This is a genomic window from Micromonospora sp. NPDC047670, assembly GCF_043204915.1.
GTDB lineage: Bacteria > Actinomycetota > Actinomycetes > Mycobacteriales > Micromonosporaceae > Micromonospora.
The window spans coordinates 75,579-95,167 of the sequence record NZ_JBIDDA010000019.1; the positions used below are offsets into that span (position 1 = coordinate 75,579).

The 19,589-nt window shown below is 77.1% G+C and carries 6 protein-coding genes; 2 read left to right on the forward strand and 4 right to left on the reverse strand.

Annotated elements, in window-relative coordinates; all coding sequences use genetic code 11:
• Positions 1–37: 37 nt before the first annotated feature.
• From ACGF7U_RS29215 to ACGF7U_RS29230, 4 genes are all read right to left on the reverse strand, one after another.
• Positions 38–244: a helix-turn-helix transcriptional regulator gene (locus tag ACGF7U_RS29215; protein WP_091094605.1), complete on the reverse strand. Its 207-nt coding sequence runs from the start codon at positions 242–244 to the stop codon at positions 38–40.
• Complete coding sequence (locus tag ACGF7U_RS29220) at positions 244–702, reverse strand: DUF2975 domain-containing protein (protein ID WP_393112116.1); 459 nt, start codon at positions 700–702, stop codon at positions 244–246. The genes ACGF7U_RS29215 and ACGF7U_RS29220 overlap by 1 nt, the downstream gene beginning before the upstream one ends.
• Positions 703–783: 81 nt before the next feature.
• On the reverse strand, positions 784–1,824 hold the full coding sequence (locus ACGF7U_RS29225; protein ID WP_393112118.1) for a 3-dehydroquinate synthase family protein: 1,041 nt from the start codon (positions 1,822–1,824) through the stop codon (positions 784–786).
• Positions 1,805–2,569: a hypothetical protein gene (locus ACGF7U_RS29230; protein ID WP_393112120.1), complete on the reverse strand. Its 765-nt coding sequence runs from the start codon at positions 2,567–2,569 to the stop codon at positions 1,805–1,807. The genes ACGF7U_RS29225 and ACGF7U_RS29230 overlap by 20 nt, the downstream gene beginning before the upstream one ends.
• Positions 2,570–2,865: 296 nt before the next feature.
• Between ACGF7U_RS29230 and ACGF7U_RS29235 the strand changes: the two genes are divergently transcribed.
• Together ACGF7U_RS29235 and ACGF7U_RS29240 are read left to right on the forward strand one after the other, a co-directional pair.
• Positions 2,866–17,916: an SDR family NAD(P)-dependent oxidoreductase gene (locus ACGF7U_RS29235; RefSeq protein WP_393112122.1), complete on the forward strand. Its 15,051-nt coding sequence runs from the start codon at positions 2,866–2,868 to the stop codon at positions 17,914–17,916.
• Positions 17,917–17,995: 79 nt separating this feature from the next.
• Complete coding sequence (locus ACGF7U_RS29240) at positions 17,996–19,570, forward strand: bifunctional 3-(3-hydroxy-phenyl)propionate/3-hydroxycinnamic acid hydroxylase (protein ID WP_393112124.1); 1,575 nt, start codon at positions 17,996–17,998, stop codon at positions 19,568–19,570.
• The last annotated feature ends 19 nt before the right edge of the window (positions 19,571–19,589 follow it).

A 19,589-nucleotide genomic window follows, 5' to 3' on the forward strand; every position in this document is an offset into this window, starting at 1 on the left:
GATGTCTCTGCGCCGCGCGCGGGGTGCGGCGTCATGGTCATTCCTCGACCCACTCGAGCAGGTCACCGGGCTGGCAGTCGAGCACCCGGCACATGGCCTCCAGGGTGCTGAAGCGGACGGCCTTGGCGCGACCGTTCTTCAGCACCGCCACGTTCGCCGGCGTGAGCCCCACCCGTTCGGCGAACTCGCCGACGCTCATCTTGCGTTTCGCCAGCTCGACGTCGATGCGGACGACGATGGGCATCAGATCACCGCTTCCATGTCGGTCCGCAGCGTGGTGGCCTGCCGCAGCAGCGCGCGCATCACCACCATCAGGAGGCCCAGCACGGCGACGCCGACCAGCATCAGGAACAACAGGAGTGGCAGTCCGGGGTCCGTCGCGTTGAACCCGACGTAGAGGAAGACGCCCAGCAGCACCACCCAGGCGGCGACGATCGCCCACACGATCGCGTCCACCCATGCCAGCGAGGCGTCACTGAAGATGCGGTCGTTCCTGACCAGGGTCAGCAGCTTCCAGGTGGACACGATCACCACCTGGACGCACAGCACCCAGAACACGGCGACGGCGGTCATCGGCCACCGGAGGTAGGCGTGTTCGGGGGACTCCTCGGCCATGTGCGCGAACTGCCCGGGCAGCGAGAAGGTCTGGAGCATGACCAGGATCCCGAACAGCAACACGAGGAAGACTCTGAGCGGGGCCACCGCTCGATGTTCTGCGACCATGCATCGACTATCGCTCGCAACCTATCGAAAGTCAATCGGTTCGGCGACTGTCGCGCGACCTCACATGGCGGCGAGGGCGGCGCGGACGGCGGCTTCGGGCACGTCGGTGACGAGGTCCGGCCCCGCCGGGCCGTCCAGGACGAAGGACAGGCCCGAGGTGGCCTTCTTGTCCCGCCGCATCAGCGCGACCAGGTCGTCGTGGCCGACGCCGGCGGGCAGCGTCGTGTCGAGGCCGTAACCCGCGACCACCTCGTGGTGCTCGGCCACCCGGTCGGCCCGGATGCGGCCGAGGGCGCCGGCCAACCGGCCCGCGAAGACCGTGCCGACGCCGACCGCCTCGCCGTGCCGCAGCCGGAAGTCGGTGGCCCGCTCCAGCGCGTGCCCCAGCGTGTGGCCGTAGTTGAGGATGTGCCGCAGCCCGGAGTCGCGCTCGTCGGCGGCCACCACCCGCGCCTTGAGCGCCACGCACGCGGCGATCTGCTCGGCCACCGGCCGGCCGCGCAGCTCGCCCGCGCCGATGAAGTGCGCCCGGGCGACCTCCCCGTACCCGTTGCGCCACTCCCGCTCCGGCAGCGTGCCCAGGTGCTCGGTGTCGCAGAGCACCGCCCGGGGCTGCCAGTAGACCCCGACCAGGTTCTTGCCCTCCGGCAGGTTCACCGCGGTCTTGCCGCCGACGCTGGCGTCCACCTGGGCGAGCAGCGAGGTCGGCAGGTGGATCACCGCGATGCCCCGGTGGTAGAGGCCGGCGGCCAGCCCCACCACGTCCGTGGTGGTGCCGCCGCCGCAGGAGACCACCGCGTCGGCGCGGGTCAGCCCGAACTCGGCGAACGCCCGGCAGAGCTGCTCCACCGTGGCCAGGTTCTTGTCGTGCTCGCCGTCGCGGGCCGGTACCACCCGGTGCGGCACCCCGGGATCCGGCGTCCACCGCGGCGGCCGGGCCGAGACGACCACGACCCGCCGGGCGCCGATCCGTGCCACCTCCGCCGGCAGCCGGTGGCGTACGCCGGGGCCGATCAGCACCGGGTACGCGCGCTCGCCGAGCGCCACGTCGATCCGCGCCGGTTCGGCGGGGGCGGGACGGTCAGGTGCGGGCGGGTGCATGCGGCTGCTGCCTCCTCTGCGCAACGGGGGCCGGTGCGGCGACGACCGGGCGGTCCCGGACCATCGACAGCCGCAGCGCCAGCGCGGCCAACGAGTCGACGTCCGGCCCGATGCCCCACCGCTCGTGGGTGAGCTGGGCGTGGTGCGCCAGCAGGAACCCGGACGGGGTTGCCGGGTGGTTCCGGCCGACCACCTCGGCGACCCGGTCCAGGTAGCGCCGCCACGCGGCGCCGACCGACCCGCCGAGCGGCAGGTCGCCCGCGGCCAGGACGATCTTCTCCGCCCCGGCGTCCGCCTGCGCGGCCAGGTCCCGCCGCTGCGCCCCGGTGAGCCGCTGACCGCGGTCCTGCCAGTGCAGGAAGAGGAACGCCAGCCGGTCGGCCGCCGGCACCAGCCCGGTCAGGTGCCGCAGGTGCGCCACGGCCAGCGGCAGCTCGACGCCGGCCAGCCAGGGAGCGTCCCCACCGAGCAGGGCCAGCGCCAGGTCGCTGCCCGCGCACGCGAGCGGGCCACCCCGGGCGGCGTCGCGGACCGCGTACGGGTCGGCGGCGAAGGACACCCGCGGGTCGTACGCGAGCAGCCGCGTCCGTACCGCGTCGAGGGCGGCCGGGGCGGCGTGGAGGCCGACGCTCAGGCCCGGCGCGGCGGGGGAGCGCTCCGGATCGAAGAACCAGTGCGTGCCCGGGTCGGCCCGGCGGGCGGCGGCGACCAGATCGGTGAGGACCGTCCCGACCAGTTCGGTCACCCGCGCCTCCGGGCATCCGTCGGCCGGCACGGCCAAGCGGGCGAACAACCAGCAGCGTTCCAACGACGGCACCTCGGCTGACGGGCGGGTGGAGCACGTGGCTCGACGGTCCGCGGGGGTCGCCCCATCATCGGCCTGCGGCGCGTCCGGCCATCCGATCGGCGGCCGGATCTGGGGACGACTTAGGGGGTGACAGGGGTAGGTTGCCGGCGGGGCGCTCGGAAGACTTGGGCCGTTACGGCGAGCGAGGTCTACGCCGCGGACGAGGAGTCTCGCCGACGGACGGATGTGGTGACATGCTTCGGAGCGACCTGATCCAGCCGTTGCCCGATCTGCTCGCGGCACACGCCGCCAGGTTCGGCGACAAGGTCGCGTTCCGCGACGACCGCCGGGCGGTCGGGTACGCCGACCTGGCGGCGCGGACCCGCCGGCTGGCCGGGCACCTCGCGGCGTCGGGCGTCGGGCGCGGCGACCGGGTGGCCTTCTGCCTCGGCAACCGGGTGGAGACGGTGGAGACCTGGCTCGCCGTCACGCGGGCCGCCGCGGTCGGCGTGCCGCTGAACCCGCGCAGCACCGAGGCCGAGCTGGCCCACCTGCTGGACGACTCCGGCGCGGTGCTGGTGGTCACCGACCCGCAGCACCTCGACCAGCTGCTGCGGCTGCGCGCCGACCGGCCGGCCCTGCGGGTGGTGGCCACCGGCGACGGCCCGATGCCCGACGGGGTCACCGCCTGGCGCGAACTCGTCGACGCCGAGCCGGGCGTGGACGCCCGCGACGACCTGGGCCTCGACGAGGTCGCCTGGATGCTCTACACCTCCGGCACCACCGGCCGGCCCAAGGGCGTGCTCTCCACGCAGCGCACCTGCCTCTGGTCGGTCGCCTCCTGCTACGTGCCGATCCCCGGGCTCACCGCCGCCGACCGGGTGGTCTGGCCGTTGCCGTTGTTCCACAGCCTCTCCCACATCGGGTGCGTGCTCAGCGTGACCGCGGTCGGCGCCACGGCCCGGCTCGTCGACGGCTTCTCCGCCGACGACGTGCTGCGCGCGGTCGACGAGGACGAGGCCACCGTGCTCGCCGGTGTGCCGGCCATGTACCACCACCTGGTCACCGCCGCCCGGGAGACCGGCTTCCGCGCCCCGGCCCTGCGGGTCTGCCTGGTCGGCGGGGCGATCACGACCGGCGCGCTGCGCCGGGCCTTCGAGGAGGTCTTCGACGCGCCGCTGCTCGACGCGTACGGCAGCACGGAGACCTGCGGCTCGATCGCCGTCACCCGGCCCGACCGGCCCCGCGTCGAGGGGTCCTGCGGGCTCGCGGTGCCGGGCGTCGAGGTGCGCCTGGTCAGCCCGCAGACCGGCCTGGACGTGCCGACCGGCGCCGAGGGCGAGGTGTGGGTCCGTGGGCCGAGCCTCATGCTCGGTTACCACGGCCTGCCGGAGGTCACCGCCGCCGCGCTGCGCGACGGCTGGTACCGCACCGGTGACCTGGCGCGTCGCGACGCCGAAGGCAACATCTTCGTCACCGGTCGGTACCAGGAGCTGATCATTCGGGGCGGCGAGAAGATCCACCCGGCCGAGGTGGAGGAGGCGCTGCGCGCGGTGCCCGGCGTCGCCGACGTGGCGGTGACCGGCCGGCCGCACGACGTGCTCGGTGAGGTGCCGGTGGCGTTCGTGGTGCCCGGGCCGGAGGGTCTCGACCCCCGGGCCGCGTACGCGGCCTGCCGGGAGAGGCTCTCCTACCACAAGGTCCCGGAGGAGCTGTACGAGATCGGTCAGGTGCCCCGCACCGCCTCCGGGAAGGTCACCCGCCGGCTGCTGTTCGACCGGCCCGCCCGGCTCCGCGCGGTCAACGGCAGCCACCACGAGACGCTGAGCCGGCTCACCTGGCAGCCGCTGGACCTGACCGCCGTAGCGCCGGTCGGGTCGCCCGTCCCCACGGCGGCCCTGGCCGCGACCGCCCCGACCCGGCGCTGGGCGGTCGTCGGGGGCGCGAGCGCGGCCCTGGTGGAGGTGCTGCGCGCCGCGTCGGCGGGGGACCGGTTCCGGGCCCACCGGAACCTCGCCGCCCTGCGTGACGACCCGGACGTGCCCGACGTGACGGTCCTGGCGGTCGAGCCGGCGGACGCCGCGCCGGGGGAACTCGCCGACCGGCTGCGCGGCTGGCTCGACGACGACCGGTTCGCCGGCGCCCGCCTGGTGCTGCTGACGGCCCCGCCCCGAGACCCCGATGCCGGATCCGACGCGACCACCGCCGCCGGCGACGCCGGGTCCGACGGCCCCGCCGAGGCCGCTGCCGCGACCGGCACGACCCCCGAGCCCGCCCCCGCGCCCGGCGTGGCGGCCGGGGTCGACCCGGCGGCCGGGGCGGTCCAGGCCCTCGGGCGCTGCCTGCAGGCCGCGCACCCGGACCGGATCGTGCTCATCGACCACGACGGCGACGCGGCCTCGATCGCCCTGCTGCCGGCCGCGGTGGACGCCGGGGCCGCGCAGGTCGCGCTCCGCGCCGGGGCCGCCCGGCACGCGGTGCTCGCGCCCGCCCCCGCGAACATGCCGGCGCGGGGGGCCGCCGTGGTCGACCCGGCCCACCCGGTCGTGGTCACCGGCGCCGACGGGCCGACCGGCGCGGCGCTGGCCCGGCACCTCGTCGCCGCCCACCGCGTCCGCCGGCTGCGGCTGCCGCACGCCGACGCCACGGCCGCGCCCGCCCTGGCTGACCTGGCCGCCGAGCTGACCGCCGCCGGCGCCGAGGCCGTCGTGCTGCCCGCCGACCGGGCGGGTGACGAACCCCTCGGCGGGGTCTTCCTCTGCCCGTCCGCAGGCGACCTGACCGACGACGACGCCGTCGCCCGGCTGCTCGGCCTCGCCGCGGGGCTGGACGCCGGGACCCGGCGCCCGGGGACCGCGTTCACCGTCCTCGCGCCGTCCGCCCTGCTGCTGGGTGCCGCCGACCGGGAGCGGGCGGCCTCGGCCGTCGGTGCCCTGCACGCCCTGCTCGCCCACCGTCGGGCCGCCGGCCTCCCGGCTCGGCTCGTGGGCACGACCGCACACCTGGACACCGGCGACCGGACGTCGTCGGCGTCGCCTGCGACCGGGCAGGCCGCCGGTGGCTCACCGGCGGAGGCGCGCGCCGACCTCGCCGCGTTCGACGTGGCCCACGACGGTGACGACCTGGTCCTGCTCGGCCGTCCGGCGGGCCACGCCGACGCCCACCCCGCCTGGCGTACGCCCCGGGTGGCCGCCCGCGACGCCGCGGACGACCGGGACGCCGCCGAGTTGCGCCGCCGGCTGTCCGCGCTGAGCACCGCCGAGGGCGACCGGCTCCTGCTCGACCTCGTCCGCGCCGCCACCGCCGAGGTGGCCGGCCTGCCCGGTCCGGCTACCGTCCGCCCGGCCCGGGCCTTCAAGGAACTCGGCTTCACCTCGGTCAGCGCGGTCTCCCTGCGCGACCGGCTGGCCCGGGCCACCGGCGTACGGCTCTCCGCCACGGCCGCGTTCGACCACCCCAGCCCGGAGGCCCTCGCCCGGCACCTCGCCGCCCGGCTGCGCGGCGACACCCCGGAGCCCGCATCCGTATCCGACCGGCCCTCCGCACCGTCCACGACGGACGACCCGGTGGTCGTCGTCGCCATGGCCTGCCGGCTGCCCGGCGGCGTCGGCTCCCCCGAGGAGCTGTGGGACCTGGTCGACCAGGGGCGGGAGGGGCTCACCGAGTTTCCCGCCGACCGGGGCTGGGACCTCGCGCGCCTGTTCTCCGACGACCCCGACCGCCCCGGCACCTCGTACGTCCGGGTGGGTGGCTTCCTGCCCGACGCGGCGGACTTCGACGCCACCCTGTTCGCGATCAGCCCCCGCGAGGCGCTGGCCATGGACCCGCAGCAGCGGCTGCTGCTGGAGACGTCCTGGGAGCTGTTCGAGCGGGCCGGCATCGACCCCACCTCGCTGCGCGGCAGCGCCACCGGCGTCTTCACCGGCGTCATGCACCACGACTACGCCGCGAACCTGCGCCAGGCGCCGCCCGGCACCGAGGGCTACCTCGGCGTCGGCACCGCCGGCAGCGTCGTCTCCGGCCGGGTCGCGTACGCGCTGGGGCTGGAGGGGCCGGCGGTCACCGTCGACACGGCGTGCTCGTCGTCGCTGGTGGCGCTGCACCTGGCCGCCCAGGCGCTGCGCGCCGGGGACTGCTCCCTCGCGGTGGCCGGCGGCGTGGCGGTGATGGGCACCCCGCAGGCGTTCGTCGAGTTCAGCCGGCAGCGCGGCCTGGCCCCGGACGGCCGGTGCAAGGCGTTCGCCGAGGGCGCCGACGGCACCGGCTGGTCCGAGGGCGTCGCGGTGCTGCTGCTGGAGCGGCTCTCCGACGCCCGCCGGCGCGGGCACCCCGTCCTCGCCGTGCTGCGCGGATCGGCCGTCAACTCCGACGGCGCGTCCAACGGGCTCACCGCCCCCAACGGCCCCGCCCAGGAGCGGGTCATCCGCCGCGCGCTGGCCGCCGCCGGCCTCACCGCCGCCGACGTGGACGCCGTCGAGGCGCACGGCACCGGCACCCGGCTCGGCGACCCGATCGAGGCGCAGGCGCTGCTCGCCACGTACGGCGCCGGACGCGGCGACGCCGAGCCGCTGCGGCTGGGCTCGCTGAAGTCCAACCTCGGCCACACCCAGGCCGCCGCCGGCGCCGCCGGGGTGATCAAGATGGTGCTCGCCATGCGGCACGGGACGCTGCCCCGCACCCTGCACGTGGACGCCCCGACGTCCGAGGTGGACTGGTCCGCCGGTGCGGTCGAGGTGCTCACCGAGGCCCGCCCGTGGCCCGAGGTGCGGCGGCCCCGGCGGGCCGGCATCTCCTCGTTCGGCATCAGCGGCACCAACGCCCACGTCATCGTCGAGGCGCCCCCCGCCGACCCGGAGGTCCCGGCGCCCCCGGCCGACCCGGAGGTCCCGGCGTCCACCGGCGGCACGGCGTCGGCGGTCGACGAGCGGACGCCGGGCACCGGGCCCACCGGCCGCCGGCCCGTGCCGTGGCTGCTCGCCGCGGCCTCCGGCGAGGCCCTGCGCGACCAGGCGGCCCGTCTGCTGACCTGGCTTGACGGGCCCGGCGCGGACGTCGACCCGGCCGACGTCGGCCACGCGCTCGCCACCACCCGCGCCGCCCTCGAACACCGGGCCGTGGTGCTGGCCGGCGACCCGGCCGCCGCGCGCGCCGGACTGACCGCCCTGACCCGGAGCGAACCGGACGCGTCGTCCGTGCTGACGGGCCGGGTCGTCGACGGCCGGCTCGGCCTGCTCTTCGGCGGGCAGGGCGGCCAGCGCGCCGGCATGGGCCGCGAACTGCACGCGGCGTACCCGGTCTTCGCCGAGGCGTTCGACGCGGCCTGCGCCGAACTCGACCGCTGCCTCGCCGGCCACGCCCCGCACCCCGTCGCGGACGTCGTCCTCGCCCCCGAGGGCGGCGAGCTGGCCGACCTGCTCGACCAGACCCTCTACACCCAGCCGGGGCTGTTCGCCTTCGAGGTGGCCCTGTACCGGCTGCTGGAGTCCTGGGGTGTCCGCCCCGACGCGCTGCTCGGGCACTCCGTCGGCGAGCTGACCGCCGCACACGTGGCCGGGGTGTTCGCCCTCGCCGACGCGGCGGCGCTCGTCGCCGCTCGGGCCCGGCTGATGCAGCAGCTGCCCGCCGGGGGCGCCATGGTCGCCGTCGAGGCCGACGAGGCCGAGGTCGCCGCCCACCTGACCGACCGGGTGGGTCTCGCCGCCGTCAACGGCCCGACCAGCGTCGTCATCTCCGGCGACACCGACGCCGTGCTCGCCGTCGCGGCCACCCTGCGCGCGGCCGGGCGGCGGACCAGCCGGCTGCGGGTGTCGCACGCCTTCCACTCGCCGCGCATGGAGCCGATGCTCGACGCGTTCCGCGAGGTGGCGGCGGGACTGGCCTACCGCACCCCGCACCTGCCCGTGGTGTCCAACCTGACCGGTCACCCCGTCGACCCGGCCCGGCTCTGCTCGCCCGACCACTGGGTGGCACACGTGCGGGGGACCGTCCGCTTCCAGGACGGCGTGCGGGCCCTGCACCGCCAGGGGGTCACCACCTTCCTGGAGGTCGGCCCGGCCGGCGTGCTCACCGCGATGGCCCAGGACTGCCTGGGCGCCGAGGCCGACGAGCTGGCGTTCGTGCCCGCCGTGCGGGGCGTCTCCGGCGAGCCGGAGGCGCTGCTCGCCGCCGTGGCGCGGCTGCACGTGCGGGGCGTCGCCGTGGACCGCGCCGCCCTCGCCGGCCCCGGCCCGCACCGCCGGGTCGACCTGCCCACGTACGCCTTCCAGCGCCGCCACTACTGGCTGCCCGCCGGTTCCGCGGCCGGCGGCCCGGCCGGGGCCGGGCTGGCCGACGCCGGGCATCCGCTGCTCGGCGGGATGCTGCCGGTCGCCGGCACCGGCCAGGTGGTCTGCACCGGCCAGCTCTCGGCGGCGACCCGGCCGTGGCTGGCCGCCACCGGGGACGGCGCGCCGGCGCTGCTGCCCGCCACCGCCCTGCTGGACATGCTCACCCACCTCGGCGAGCGGCTCGGCGCCCCGACGGTGGAGCGGCTGAGCGTCCCCGAGCCGGTGCCGCTGCCCGCCGAGCTGACCGTCGACGTGCAGGTCGACCTCTCCGCGCCCGACGAGCGGGGGCGCCGGGCGGCGCGCTGCCACGTCCGCACCGGCGACGGGCAGCCGTGGCAAGAGGTCGCCGAGGCGGTGCTCGGCCCCGCCGACCAGGAGAGCGGGCTCGGCGTCCGCGCCCCGGCCTGGCCGCCCACCGGGGCCCGGCCGTTGGACCTGACCACCCCGCAGCGCCGGGCGATCGCCGGGGAACTGGTCCGCTCCGCGTGGGTCGCCGCCGACCGGCTCTTCGTCGACGTACGCCTGCCCGAGGACGCGCGCGACCCGGACGCCGAGCGGTACGGCGTGCACCCGCAGGTGCTGGACGCCGCCCTACGCCTGCTCCTGCTCGCCGACTTCGCGCCCGCCGGCGAGGCCGACAGCGCACCCGGCGACGAGGCGGGTGCCGGGCCCGGCGCGCGGCTGACGCCCGTCGACTGGGCGGGGGTGCGCGTCCACGCCACCGGCGCGTACGCGCTGCGCGTCAGCCTGGCCCCGGCCGGGGCGGACGCGGTGACGCTGAGCGCCGTCGACGACGCCGGGGCGCCCGTGCTCGACGTGGACCGGGTGGTGCTGCGGCCGCTGGCGCTGCCGCCCGCCGACGCCCCGACGCCCGCGGCCGCCCCCGCCGGGCTGTACGCCGTCGACTGGCTGCCGGCGGCGTTCCCGGCGACGCCGGCGCCCACCTGGACGCTCGCCGACGACACGCCCCCGGACGGGCCGCTGCCGCCGCTGCTGGTGCTGCGCGTCGGCGACGGCGACCCGGGCCGCCCGGTGCCCGACCGGGCGCACGCCGTCGGCCTCGCCGTCCTCGACGTGCTCCAGCGGTGGCTGGCCGATCCCCGCGCGGAGACCACCCGCCTGGCCGTCGCCGTCCGCGACGGCGACCTGGCGCACGCCCCGGTGGCCGGGCTGGTCCGGGTCGCCCAGACCGAGCATCCCGACCGGTTCCTGCTGCTCAGCCTCGACGCCACCGACGACGCCACCGTCCGGTCGGCGCTGGCCGTCGCGGCGGACGAACCCCAGGTCGCGGTCCGCGACGGCCGTGTCCTGCTGCCCCGGCTCCGCCCGGTCGAGCACCCCCCGGCCGGGACGCCGGTCCCGGCGCTGGCCGGCGGGACCGTGCTGGTCACCGGCGGCACGGGCGGGATCGGCCGGCACGTCGCCACCCACCTCGCCACCGTCCACGGCGTCGCCGAACTGGTCCTGCTCAACCGCACCGGCCGGGCCGCCGACTGGACGGACGCGCTGGCCGACGCCGGCGTCACCGTCCGGGTGGTCGCGGTCGACGTCGCCGACCGGGCGGCCCTCGCCGCCGTCGTCACCCCGCTGGCCGGCCGGCTGGTCGCCGTGGTGCACGCCGCCGGGGCCACCGACGACGCGCTGCTCACCGACCTCGACCCGGCCCGCTGGGAGCGTGCCCTGCGGTCCAAGGTGCACGGCGCCTGGCACCTGCACGAGCTGACCGCCGGCCTTGACCTGGCCGCGTTCGTGCTGTTCTCCTCGGCCGCCGCCACCTTCGGCAGCCCCGGCCAGGGCAACTACGCGGCCGGCAACGCCTTCCTCGACGCGCTCGCCGCGCACCGGCGTGCCCACGGCCTGCCCGCGACGTCCCTGGCCTGGGGGCTGTGGGCCACCGAGGACGGGATGGCCGGCCGGCTCACCCCGGCCGACCTGGCCCGCCTCGCCCGGGGCGGCACCCGGCCCCTGGACGCGGCCGCCGGCCTGGCCCTGCTCGACGCCGCGCTGCACGCCGACCTGCCGGCGCTGGTGCCGATCGGGCTGGACCTGGCCGCCGTCCGGGCCTCCGGCGAGGTGCCCGCCCTGCTGCGGGCGCTGCTGCCCCCGCCGCCCCGCCGGGCCGTCAACGCCGGCTCCGCCCCCACCTCCGCCGCGAGCTTCGCCGACCGGCTGGCCGAGCTGGCCGAGCCCGACCGCGCCGCCCTGCTGCTGGACCTGGTGCGCACCCGGTGCGCCACCGTGGTCGGGCACACCGGCCCCGAACAGGTCGAGCCGCGCCGCCCGTTCAAGGAGCTCGGCTTCGACTCGCTGATGGCGGTGGAACTGAGCAACCGGCTCACCGCGGTCACCGGCGTCCGGCTCGCCCCGCACGCCGTGTTCAACCACCCCACCCCGGAGCTGCTCGCCGCGCACCTGCACGCCCGCCTGCTCGGCACCGCCGCCACCGAGGTCACCGACGCGACCACCGTCGCCCTCGACGAGCCGGTCGCCATCGTCGCGATGGCCTGCCGGTTCCCCGGCGGCATCGGCTCGCCCGAGGAGCTGTGGCGGCTGCTCGACGCCGGCGGGGACGTCATCGGCGACCTGCCCGACGACCGGGGCTGGCCGCTGGGCGACCTCTTCGACCCGGTGCCCGGCACGCCCGGCCGCACGTACGTGCGGGCCGGCGGGTTCCTCACCGGCATCGCCGACTTCGACGCCGCGTTCTTCGGCATCAGCCCCCGCGAGGCCCTCGCGATGGATCCGCAGCACCGGCTGCTGCTGGAGACCTCGTGGGAGGCGTTGGAACGCGCCGGCATCGACCCGGTCACCCTGCGCGGCAGCCGCACCGGCGTCTTCGCCGGCACGCACGGCCAGGACTACGCCGACCAGGTCGCCCCGGGCGTCACCTCCGACGACGGCGAGGTCACCGCCGACGAGGGGCACCTGCTCACCGGCACCGCCGGCAGCGTCCTGTCCGGGCGGGTCGCGTACGCGCTGGGGCTGGAGGGGCCGGCGGTCACCGTGGACACCGCCTGCTCGGCGTCCCTCGTGGCGCTGCACCTGGCCGTCCAGGCGCTGCGTCAGGGCGACTGCGACCTGGCCCTGGCCGGCGGCGTGTCCGTGATGTCCACCCCCGCCGGGTTGACCGGGTTCAGCCGCCAGCGCGGCCTCGCCGCCGACGGGCGGTGCAAGGCGTTCGCCGAGGACGCCGACGGCTTCGGCATGTCCGAGGGCGTCGGGATGCTGGTGGTGGAACGCCTCTCCGAGGCCCGCCGTCGGGGCCACCCGGTCCTCGCCGTGGTCCGGGGCTCGGCCGTCAACCAGGACGGGGCGTCCAACGGGCTGACCGCCCCGAACGGGCCGTCCCAGGAGCGGGTCATCCGGGCCGCGCTGGGCGCCGCCGGGCTGACCCCCGCCGACGTGGACGTGGTGGAGGCGCACGGCACCGGCACGTCGCTGGGTGACCCCATCGAGGCGGAGGCGATCCTCGCCACCTACGGGCAGCGCCCGGCCGACACCCCGCCGGTGCTGCTCGGCTCGGTCAAGTCCAACCTCGGGCACACCCAGGCCGCGGCCGGCGTCGCCGGGGTGCTGAAGATGGTCCTCGCCATGCGGCACGGCCGGTTGCCCCGCACCCTGCACGCCGAGCGGCGCAGCTCGCGCGTCGACTGGGACTCCGGCTCCCTGGAGCTGCTCACCGAGGCCCGCCCGTGGCCCCGGGCGGACCGGCCGGCGCGCGCCGGTGTCTCCTCGTTCGGTATCAGCGGCACCAACGCCCACGTGATCGTCGAGGCGGTCGCCGAGCCGGCACCGGCCCCGGAGCCCGCGGTCGGGCCGTCGCCGCTGTCGGCGGCGGCCGCCGCGTCCGCCCCGCTCGCGGAGGCCGCCGCCGGGTCCAGCCCACCGCCGGCCGTCGCCGGCGGCGCCCGGGCGCTGCCGTGGCTGCTGTCCGCGCGCACCCCCGAGGCGCTGGCCGGGCAGGCCCGCCGGCTGCGGGCCCACCTCGCCGAGCGGCCCGACCAGATTCCGCTCGACGTGGCCTGGTCGCTGGCCACCAGCCGGAGCACCTTCGACTGCCGGGCGGTGCTGGTCGGCGCCGAGCCGGACCGGATCGCCGCCGCCCTCGACGCGCTCGCCGAGGGCCGCCCCGACCCGGCGGTGGTACGCGGCGACGCCGGGCCCGCCGGCCGGTGCGTCTTCGTCTTCCCCGGCCAGGGCTCCCAGTGGCTCGGCATGGGGCTGGAACTGCTCGACCAGGCCCCGGTGTTCGCCGAGCGGATGGCGGCCTGCGACGCGGCGCTGCGGCCGTACCTCGACTGGTCGCTGCTGGACGTGCTGCGCCGGGCGCCCGGCGCGCCCGGCCTCGACGAGGTCGACGTCGTGCAGCCCGCCCTGTTCGCGATGATGGTGTCGCTGGCCGAGCTGTGGCGCTCGTACGGCGTGCAGCCGGCCGCCGTGGTCGGCCACTCGCAGGGCGAGATCGCCGCCGCCTGCGTCGCCGGGGTGCTCTCGCTGCCCGACGCCGCCCGGGTGGTGGCGCTGCGCAGCCGCGCGCTGCGGGCCCTGGCCGGGCACGGGGCGATGGCCTCCGTCGCGCTCCCCGCCGACACGGTCCGGGAGCGGGTCGCCCGGTTCGGCGACCGGATCGCGGTGGCCGCCGTGAACGGCCCGGCCGCCGTGGTGGTCTCCGGCGAGCCCGAGGCGGTGGAGGAACTCCTCGCGGAGCTGGCCGGCGAGCAGGTCCGGGTGCGCCGGATCGCGGTCGACTACGCCTCGCACTCGGCACAGGTGGAACGCATCCGCGACGAGCTGGCGGAGGTGCTGGCGGGCCTCGCCCCCGGCCCGGCGGCCGTGCCGCTGTTCTCCACCACCGACCTGCGCTGGCTCGACGGCGAGGAGATGGGCCCCGACTACTGGTACCGCAACCTGCGGCAGCCGGTCGAGTTGGCGCGGGCGGTCCGGTCGCTGGCCGCCCAGGGCCACGACACGTACGTCGAGTGCAGCCCGCACCCCGTGCTCACCGTGGGCATCGAGGAGACCCTCGCCGAGCACGACGGCGAGACCGTGGTGGTCGGCTCCGTGCACCGCGACCAGGGCGACCGGCAGCGGTTCCTGCTCTCGGCGGCCCAGCTGCACGTGCGCGGGGTACCCGTGGACTGGCGGCCCGCGCTGGCCGGCGGCCGGCGGGTCGACCTGCCCACGTACGCGTTCGTGCACCGCCGCTACTGGCCCCGGCCCGTCTCCGGCCCCGGCGACGTCGGCGCCGCCGGCCTGGACGCCGCCGGGCACCCGCTGCTCGGCGCGTCGGTCCCGCTGGCCGAGGCGAGGGGACACCTGTTCACCGGGCGGCTGTCGACCGACGCCCAGCCGTGGCTGGCCGACCACCGGGTGACCGAGAGCGTGCTGGTGCCCGGCACCGGGCTGGTGGAGCTCTGCCTGCGCGCCGGCGACGAGATCGGTCACCCCGTCCTCGACGAGCTGGTCATCGAGGCCCCGCTGACGCTGCCCGCCACCGGCGCCACCCAGGTGCAGGTGGCGGTCGGCCCGACCGGCGACGACGGACGCCGCCCGGTGACCCTGCACTCCCGGCCCGCCGACGGCCCGGCCGGGAGCCCGTGGACCCGACACGCCAGCGCGACCCTCTCCGCCGACCAGCCCGCCCCGCCGCCGCAGCTCGCCGACTGGCCGCCGCGCGACGCCCGCCCCGTCGACCTGACCGGCTTCTACGCCGGCCTCGCCGCCGACGGCTACGCGTACGGGCCGGCGTTCCAGGGGCTGCGGGCCGTGTGGACCAGCGGCGACGAGGTCTACGCCGAGGTGGAGTTGCCGGCGGCCCAGCGGGTCGACGCAGACCGGTACGGGCTGCACCCGGCCCTGCTCGACGCCGCCCTGCACGCCGCGCACTTCGGCGGTCTCGCCGAGGCGGGGGCCGGCCGGTTGCTGCTGCCGTTCGCCTGGAACGGCGTCACCCTGCACGCCACCGGCGCGACCGCGCTGCGGATCCGGCTCACCCAGGTCGCGCCGTACGCCATCGCGCTGACCGCCGCCGACCCGACCGGCGCCCCGGTCGCCGACGTGACCGCCCTGACGATGCGGCCGATCTCCGCCACGGAGCTGGCCGTCACCGACGACCGGGCCACCCGGGACGCCCTGTTCCGCGTCGACTGGACGCCGTTGCCGCCGGTCGACGGGGTCGCCCCGGTCACGGCCGTGGCGGTCGCCCCCGGCCTCGACGGGTTCCCCCTGCATCCAGGGCTGGACGGGCTCGCCGACGCCGTCGACGCGGGACTGGACCTGCCCGGGGCCGTGCTCGTGCCGCTCGACGCGGCACCCGGGCAGCCCACCCCCCGCGCGGCCCGCCGCGCCGCCGTCCGGGCCCTCGAGGTGATCCGGCGCTGGCTCGCCGAGCCCCGCTGGGCGGCGTCGCGGCTGCTGCTGGTGACGCGCGGCGCGGTGGCCGTGCACGCCGCCGGCGAGGTGACCGACCCGGCCGCCGCGGCGGTGTGGGGACTGGTCCGCTCCGCCCAGTCGGAGAACCCGGACCAGGTGGTCGTCGTCGACGTCGACGGCGACGGGATCGGTCCCGACCAGGTCGCCGCGCTACTGGCGGCGGCCGAGCCGCAGGCGGCGATCCGGGGCGGCGTGGCGTACGTGCCACGACTGGCGCGCGCCGGGTCGGCGGGCGAGCTGACCGCACCGCCCGCCGCCGCGTGGCGGCTGGACGCGCCGGTGCGCGGCAGCCTGGAGAACCTCACCCTGAGCCCGACCGACGCCGCCGACGCCGTCCTCGGCCCCCGCGAGGTGCGGGTCCGCGTCCGCGCCGCCGGCCTGAACTTCCGCGACGTGCTCAACGCGCTCGGTCTCTACCCCGGCGACGCCGGGCCGCTCGGCGGCGAGGGCGCCGGCGAGGTCGTCGAGGTGGGCGCCGAGGTGACGGACCTGCGGCCCGGCGACCGGGTGTTCGGGGTGTTCGTCGGCTGCTTCGGGCCCGTCGCGGTCACCGACCGCCGGCTGCTGGCCCCGATGCCGGCCGGCTGGTCGTACGTGGCGGCCGCGTCCGTGCCGGTGGTCTTCCTGACCGCGTACCACGGCCTGGTCAACCTGGCCGGGCTCACCAAGGGCGAGTCGGTGCTGGTGCACGCGGCGGCCGGCGGCGTCGGCATGGCCGCCGTGCAACTCGCCCGGCACCTCGGCGCCGAGGTGTTCGCCACCGCCAGCCCCGCCAAGTGGGACGCCCTGCGGGCGATGGGCATCGACGAGGATCACCTGGCCTCGTCCCGCACCCTCGACTTCGAGACCCGGTTCGCCGACGTCACCGGCGGCCGGGGCGTCGACGTGGTGCTGGACTCGTTGGCCCGCGAGTTCGTCGACGCCTCGCTGCGGCTGCTGCCACGCGGCGGGCGGTTCGTCGAGATGGGCAAGACGGACATCCGGGACGCCGCCCGGGTCGCCGCCGACCATCCGGGGGTCGACTACACCGCCTTCGACCTGACCCTCGAGGACCCCGACGAGGTGCAGCGCATGCTCGTCGTGCTGCTGGGGCTCTTCGAACGCGGCGCGCTCACCCCGCTGCCCACCCAGGCGTGGGACGTGCGCCAGGCGCCGGCGGCGTTCCGGTACGTCAGCCAGGCCCGGCACGTCGGCAAGGTGGTGCTCACCATGCCCCGGGCGTGGGACCCCGACGGCACCGTGCTGCTGACCGGCGGCACCGGGACCCTGGGCCGCCTGGTCGCCCGGCGACTGGTCGAGACGCACGGCGTGCGGCGGCTGCTGCTGGTCAGCCGCCGGGGCGAGCGGGCGCCCGGCGCGGCCGAGGCGGTCGCCGAACTGCGGTCCCTGGGCGCCGAGGCCACGGTGGTGGCGGCCGACGTGTCCGACCGGGACAGCCTGGCCGGAGTGCTGGCCGCGGTGCCGCCGCGGCACCCGCTGACCGCGGTCGTGCACCTCGCCGGTGTGCTCGACGACGGCGTGGTCACCGCCCTGACGCCGCAGCGCCTCGACACGGTCTTCGCGCCGAAGCTCGACGCCGCGTGGCACCTGCACGAGCTGACCCGGCACCTCGACCTGGCCGGATTCGTGCTGTTCTCCTCCGGCGCCGGCGTCTTCGGCGTGCCCGGCCAGGCGAACTACGCGGCGGCCAACGCGTTCCTCGACGCGCTGGCCCTGGCGCGCCGCGCCGAAGGGCTGCCGGGCCGGTCGCTGGCCTGGGGCCTGTGGGAGCAGGCCAGCGAGATGACCGCCAAGCTGGACCGGACCGACCCCCGCATCACCGCCCGGGACGGGCAGCTCGCGATCCCGTCCGACCTGGGCATGGCCCTGTTCGACGCGGGCCTGCGGACGGCCGAGCCGGTGCTGGTGCCGACCAGGATCGACGTCGCCGCGCTCGGCGAGGTCGAGCGGCCCCCGGCCCTGCTGCGCGGCCTGACCCGGCGGGAACGGCCCAGCGCCCGGTCGGCCGCCCCGGCCACCGGCGGCCGCACCCTCGCCGACGAGCTGGCGGCCCTGGCCGGTCCCGACCGGCACACCCTGCTGGTCGACCTGGTCCGCGAGCAGGCGGCGAGCGTGCTCGGGCACGGCAGCCGCGCGGCGGTCGCCCCCGGCCGGGCGTTCAGCCAGATCGGCTTCGACTCGTTGACCGCCGTCGAGCTGCGCAACCGGCTCACCACGGCGACCGGCCTGCGCCTGCCGGCCACACTGATCTTCGACTACCCGGACCCGAACGCGCTGGCCGTGTTCCTGCTGGCCCAGCTCGCGCCGGACACCGGCCCCGAGGTGCCGCCGGTCCTCGCGGACCTGGAGAACCTGGAACGCTCGCTGACCGAGGCCAGCGTCGAGCCGGAGCTGCACGCCCAGATCGGCTCCCGGCTGGAGGTGCTGATCGCCAAGTGGCGGACGATGCGCGCCGGCTCGGGCGGGGACCCCGACCTCGACATCGACCTCGACCGGGCCAGCGACGACGAGATCTTCGACCTCATCGACGCCGAACTCGGCCTCTGACGGCCGTCCGGCCGCCCCGGACGGCGGGAGCCGTCCTTCCGACACCGTGTCCGACCGACTCCGCGAGGAACCGATACCGATGCTGATGACCGACGTGCTGATCGTGGGCTACGGCCCGGTGGGCGAGATGCTCACGATCCTGCTGGCGCAGCGGGGTCTCACCGTCACGGCGGTCGAGCGGTGGGCCACGCCGTACAACTTCCCGCGCGCCGTGTCGTACGACGGGGAGGCGAGCCGGATCCTGGCCGCCGCCGGGGTCGCCGACCGGCTGGGTCCGGTGGTGGAGTCGTCGGGGGAGTACACGTTCAAGAACGGCTTCGGCCGGACCCTGCTGCACGTGAAGGTGACCGGCGACGGCCCGATGGGCTGGCCCGACTCCGTCTCCTTCTACCAGCCGGGCCTCGAGGCGCTGCTCGCCGAGCGGGCGACGGAGCTGCCGGGTGTCACGGTGCTGCGCCCGTACCAGGTGACCGGCCTGGCCGAGCACGACGACCGGGTCGAGGTCACCATCGCCGGGCCGGACGGCGAGGAGGTCCGCGCGGCCCGGTGGGTGGTCGGCTGCGACGGGGCCAACAGCTTCGTCCGCGAGCACCTGGGCAGCGGTGTCACCGACCTCGGCTTCACGTACGACTGGCTGGTCTGCGACGTCGTGCCGCACGAGGCCCGCGAGTTCAAGCCGAACAACCTCCAGGTCTGCGACCCGGCGCGGCCCCGCACCGCGGTGTCGGCCGGGCCGGGGCACCGGCGGTGGGAGTTCATGCGGGTGCCGGGGGAGAGCCGCGAGGAGTTCGAGAGCGTCGAGAGCGTCTGGCGGCTGCTCGGCCTCTTCGACATCACACCTGACAACGCGACCCTGGAGCGGTACGGCGTCTACACCACCCAGGCGTGCTCGGCCGACCGCTGGCGCTGCGGCCGGATCCTCATCGCCGGTGACGCGGCGCACGTGATGCCGCCGTTCATGGGGCAGGGGATGAGTTCCGGCTTCCGGGACGCGCTCAACCTCGCCTGGAAGCTCGACCTGGTGCACCGCGGCCTCGCCGACGAGGCCCTGCTGGACACCTACCAGGAGGAGCGCTGCGCCCACGTGCAGCACGCCATCCGGATGTCCATGGACTCGGGCACGGTGATCTGCGAGACCGACCGCACCGCCGCGGCCGGCCGGGACGCCGTCATGCTCGCCGAACTGCGCCGCCGGACCACCCGGCCCCGGACCCGGTCGCTGCTGGAGCCGCTGGTCGGCGGAATCCTGCACGGCCGGGCCGACGAGGCCGCCGCGTCCGGCGCCGGCGCCCCGATGCCGCAGGGGCAGGTGGAGGTCGACGGCCGGTCCGGGCTCTTCGACGAGGTCGTCGGCACCGGCTTCGCCCTGGTCTGCGCCGAGGATCCCGACGGGCTGCTCGACGCCGACGCCCGCGCCTTCCTGGACTCCCTCGACGCCCGGGTCGTCCGGATGCTCCCCGCCGGCGCCCCCACCGCCGGGCCGGGCGCGCTGACCGCGTTCGACCTCGACGACGTCTACCTGTCCCACCTCAAGCGGTACGACGCCGTGGCGGTGCTCGTCCGGCCCGACTTCTACGTCTTCGGCACCGCCGCTGACCCGGCGGGTGTGCGCGCGCTCGTCGAGGACCTGCGCCGGCAGGTCCGGCGGGGCTGATCAGCATTCCACCCACCGG

Bases quoted from the DNA above. Each gene is read 5' to 3' on its own strand.
- ACGF7U_RS29225 (WP_393112118.1), bottom strand. From the start codon at position 1,824: ATGCACCCGCCCGCACCTGACCGTCCCGCCCCCGCCGAACCGGCGCGG.
- ACGF7U_RS29215 (WP_091094605.1), bottom strand. From the start codon at position 244: ATGCCCATCGTCGTCCGCATCGACGTCGAGCTGGCGAAACGCAAGATG.
- ACGF7U_RS29240 (WP_393112124.1), top strand. From the start codon at position 17,996: ATGCTGATGACCGACGTGCTGATCGTGGGCTACGGCCCGGTGGGCGAG.
- ACGF7U_RS29235 (WP_393112122.1), top strand. From the start codon at position 2,866: ATGCTTCGGAGCGACCTGATCCAGCCGTTGCCCGATCTGCTCGCGGCA.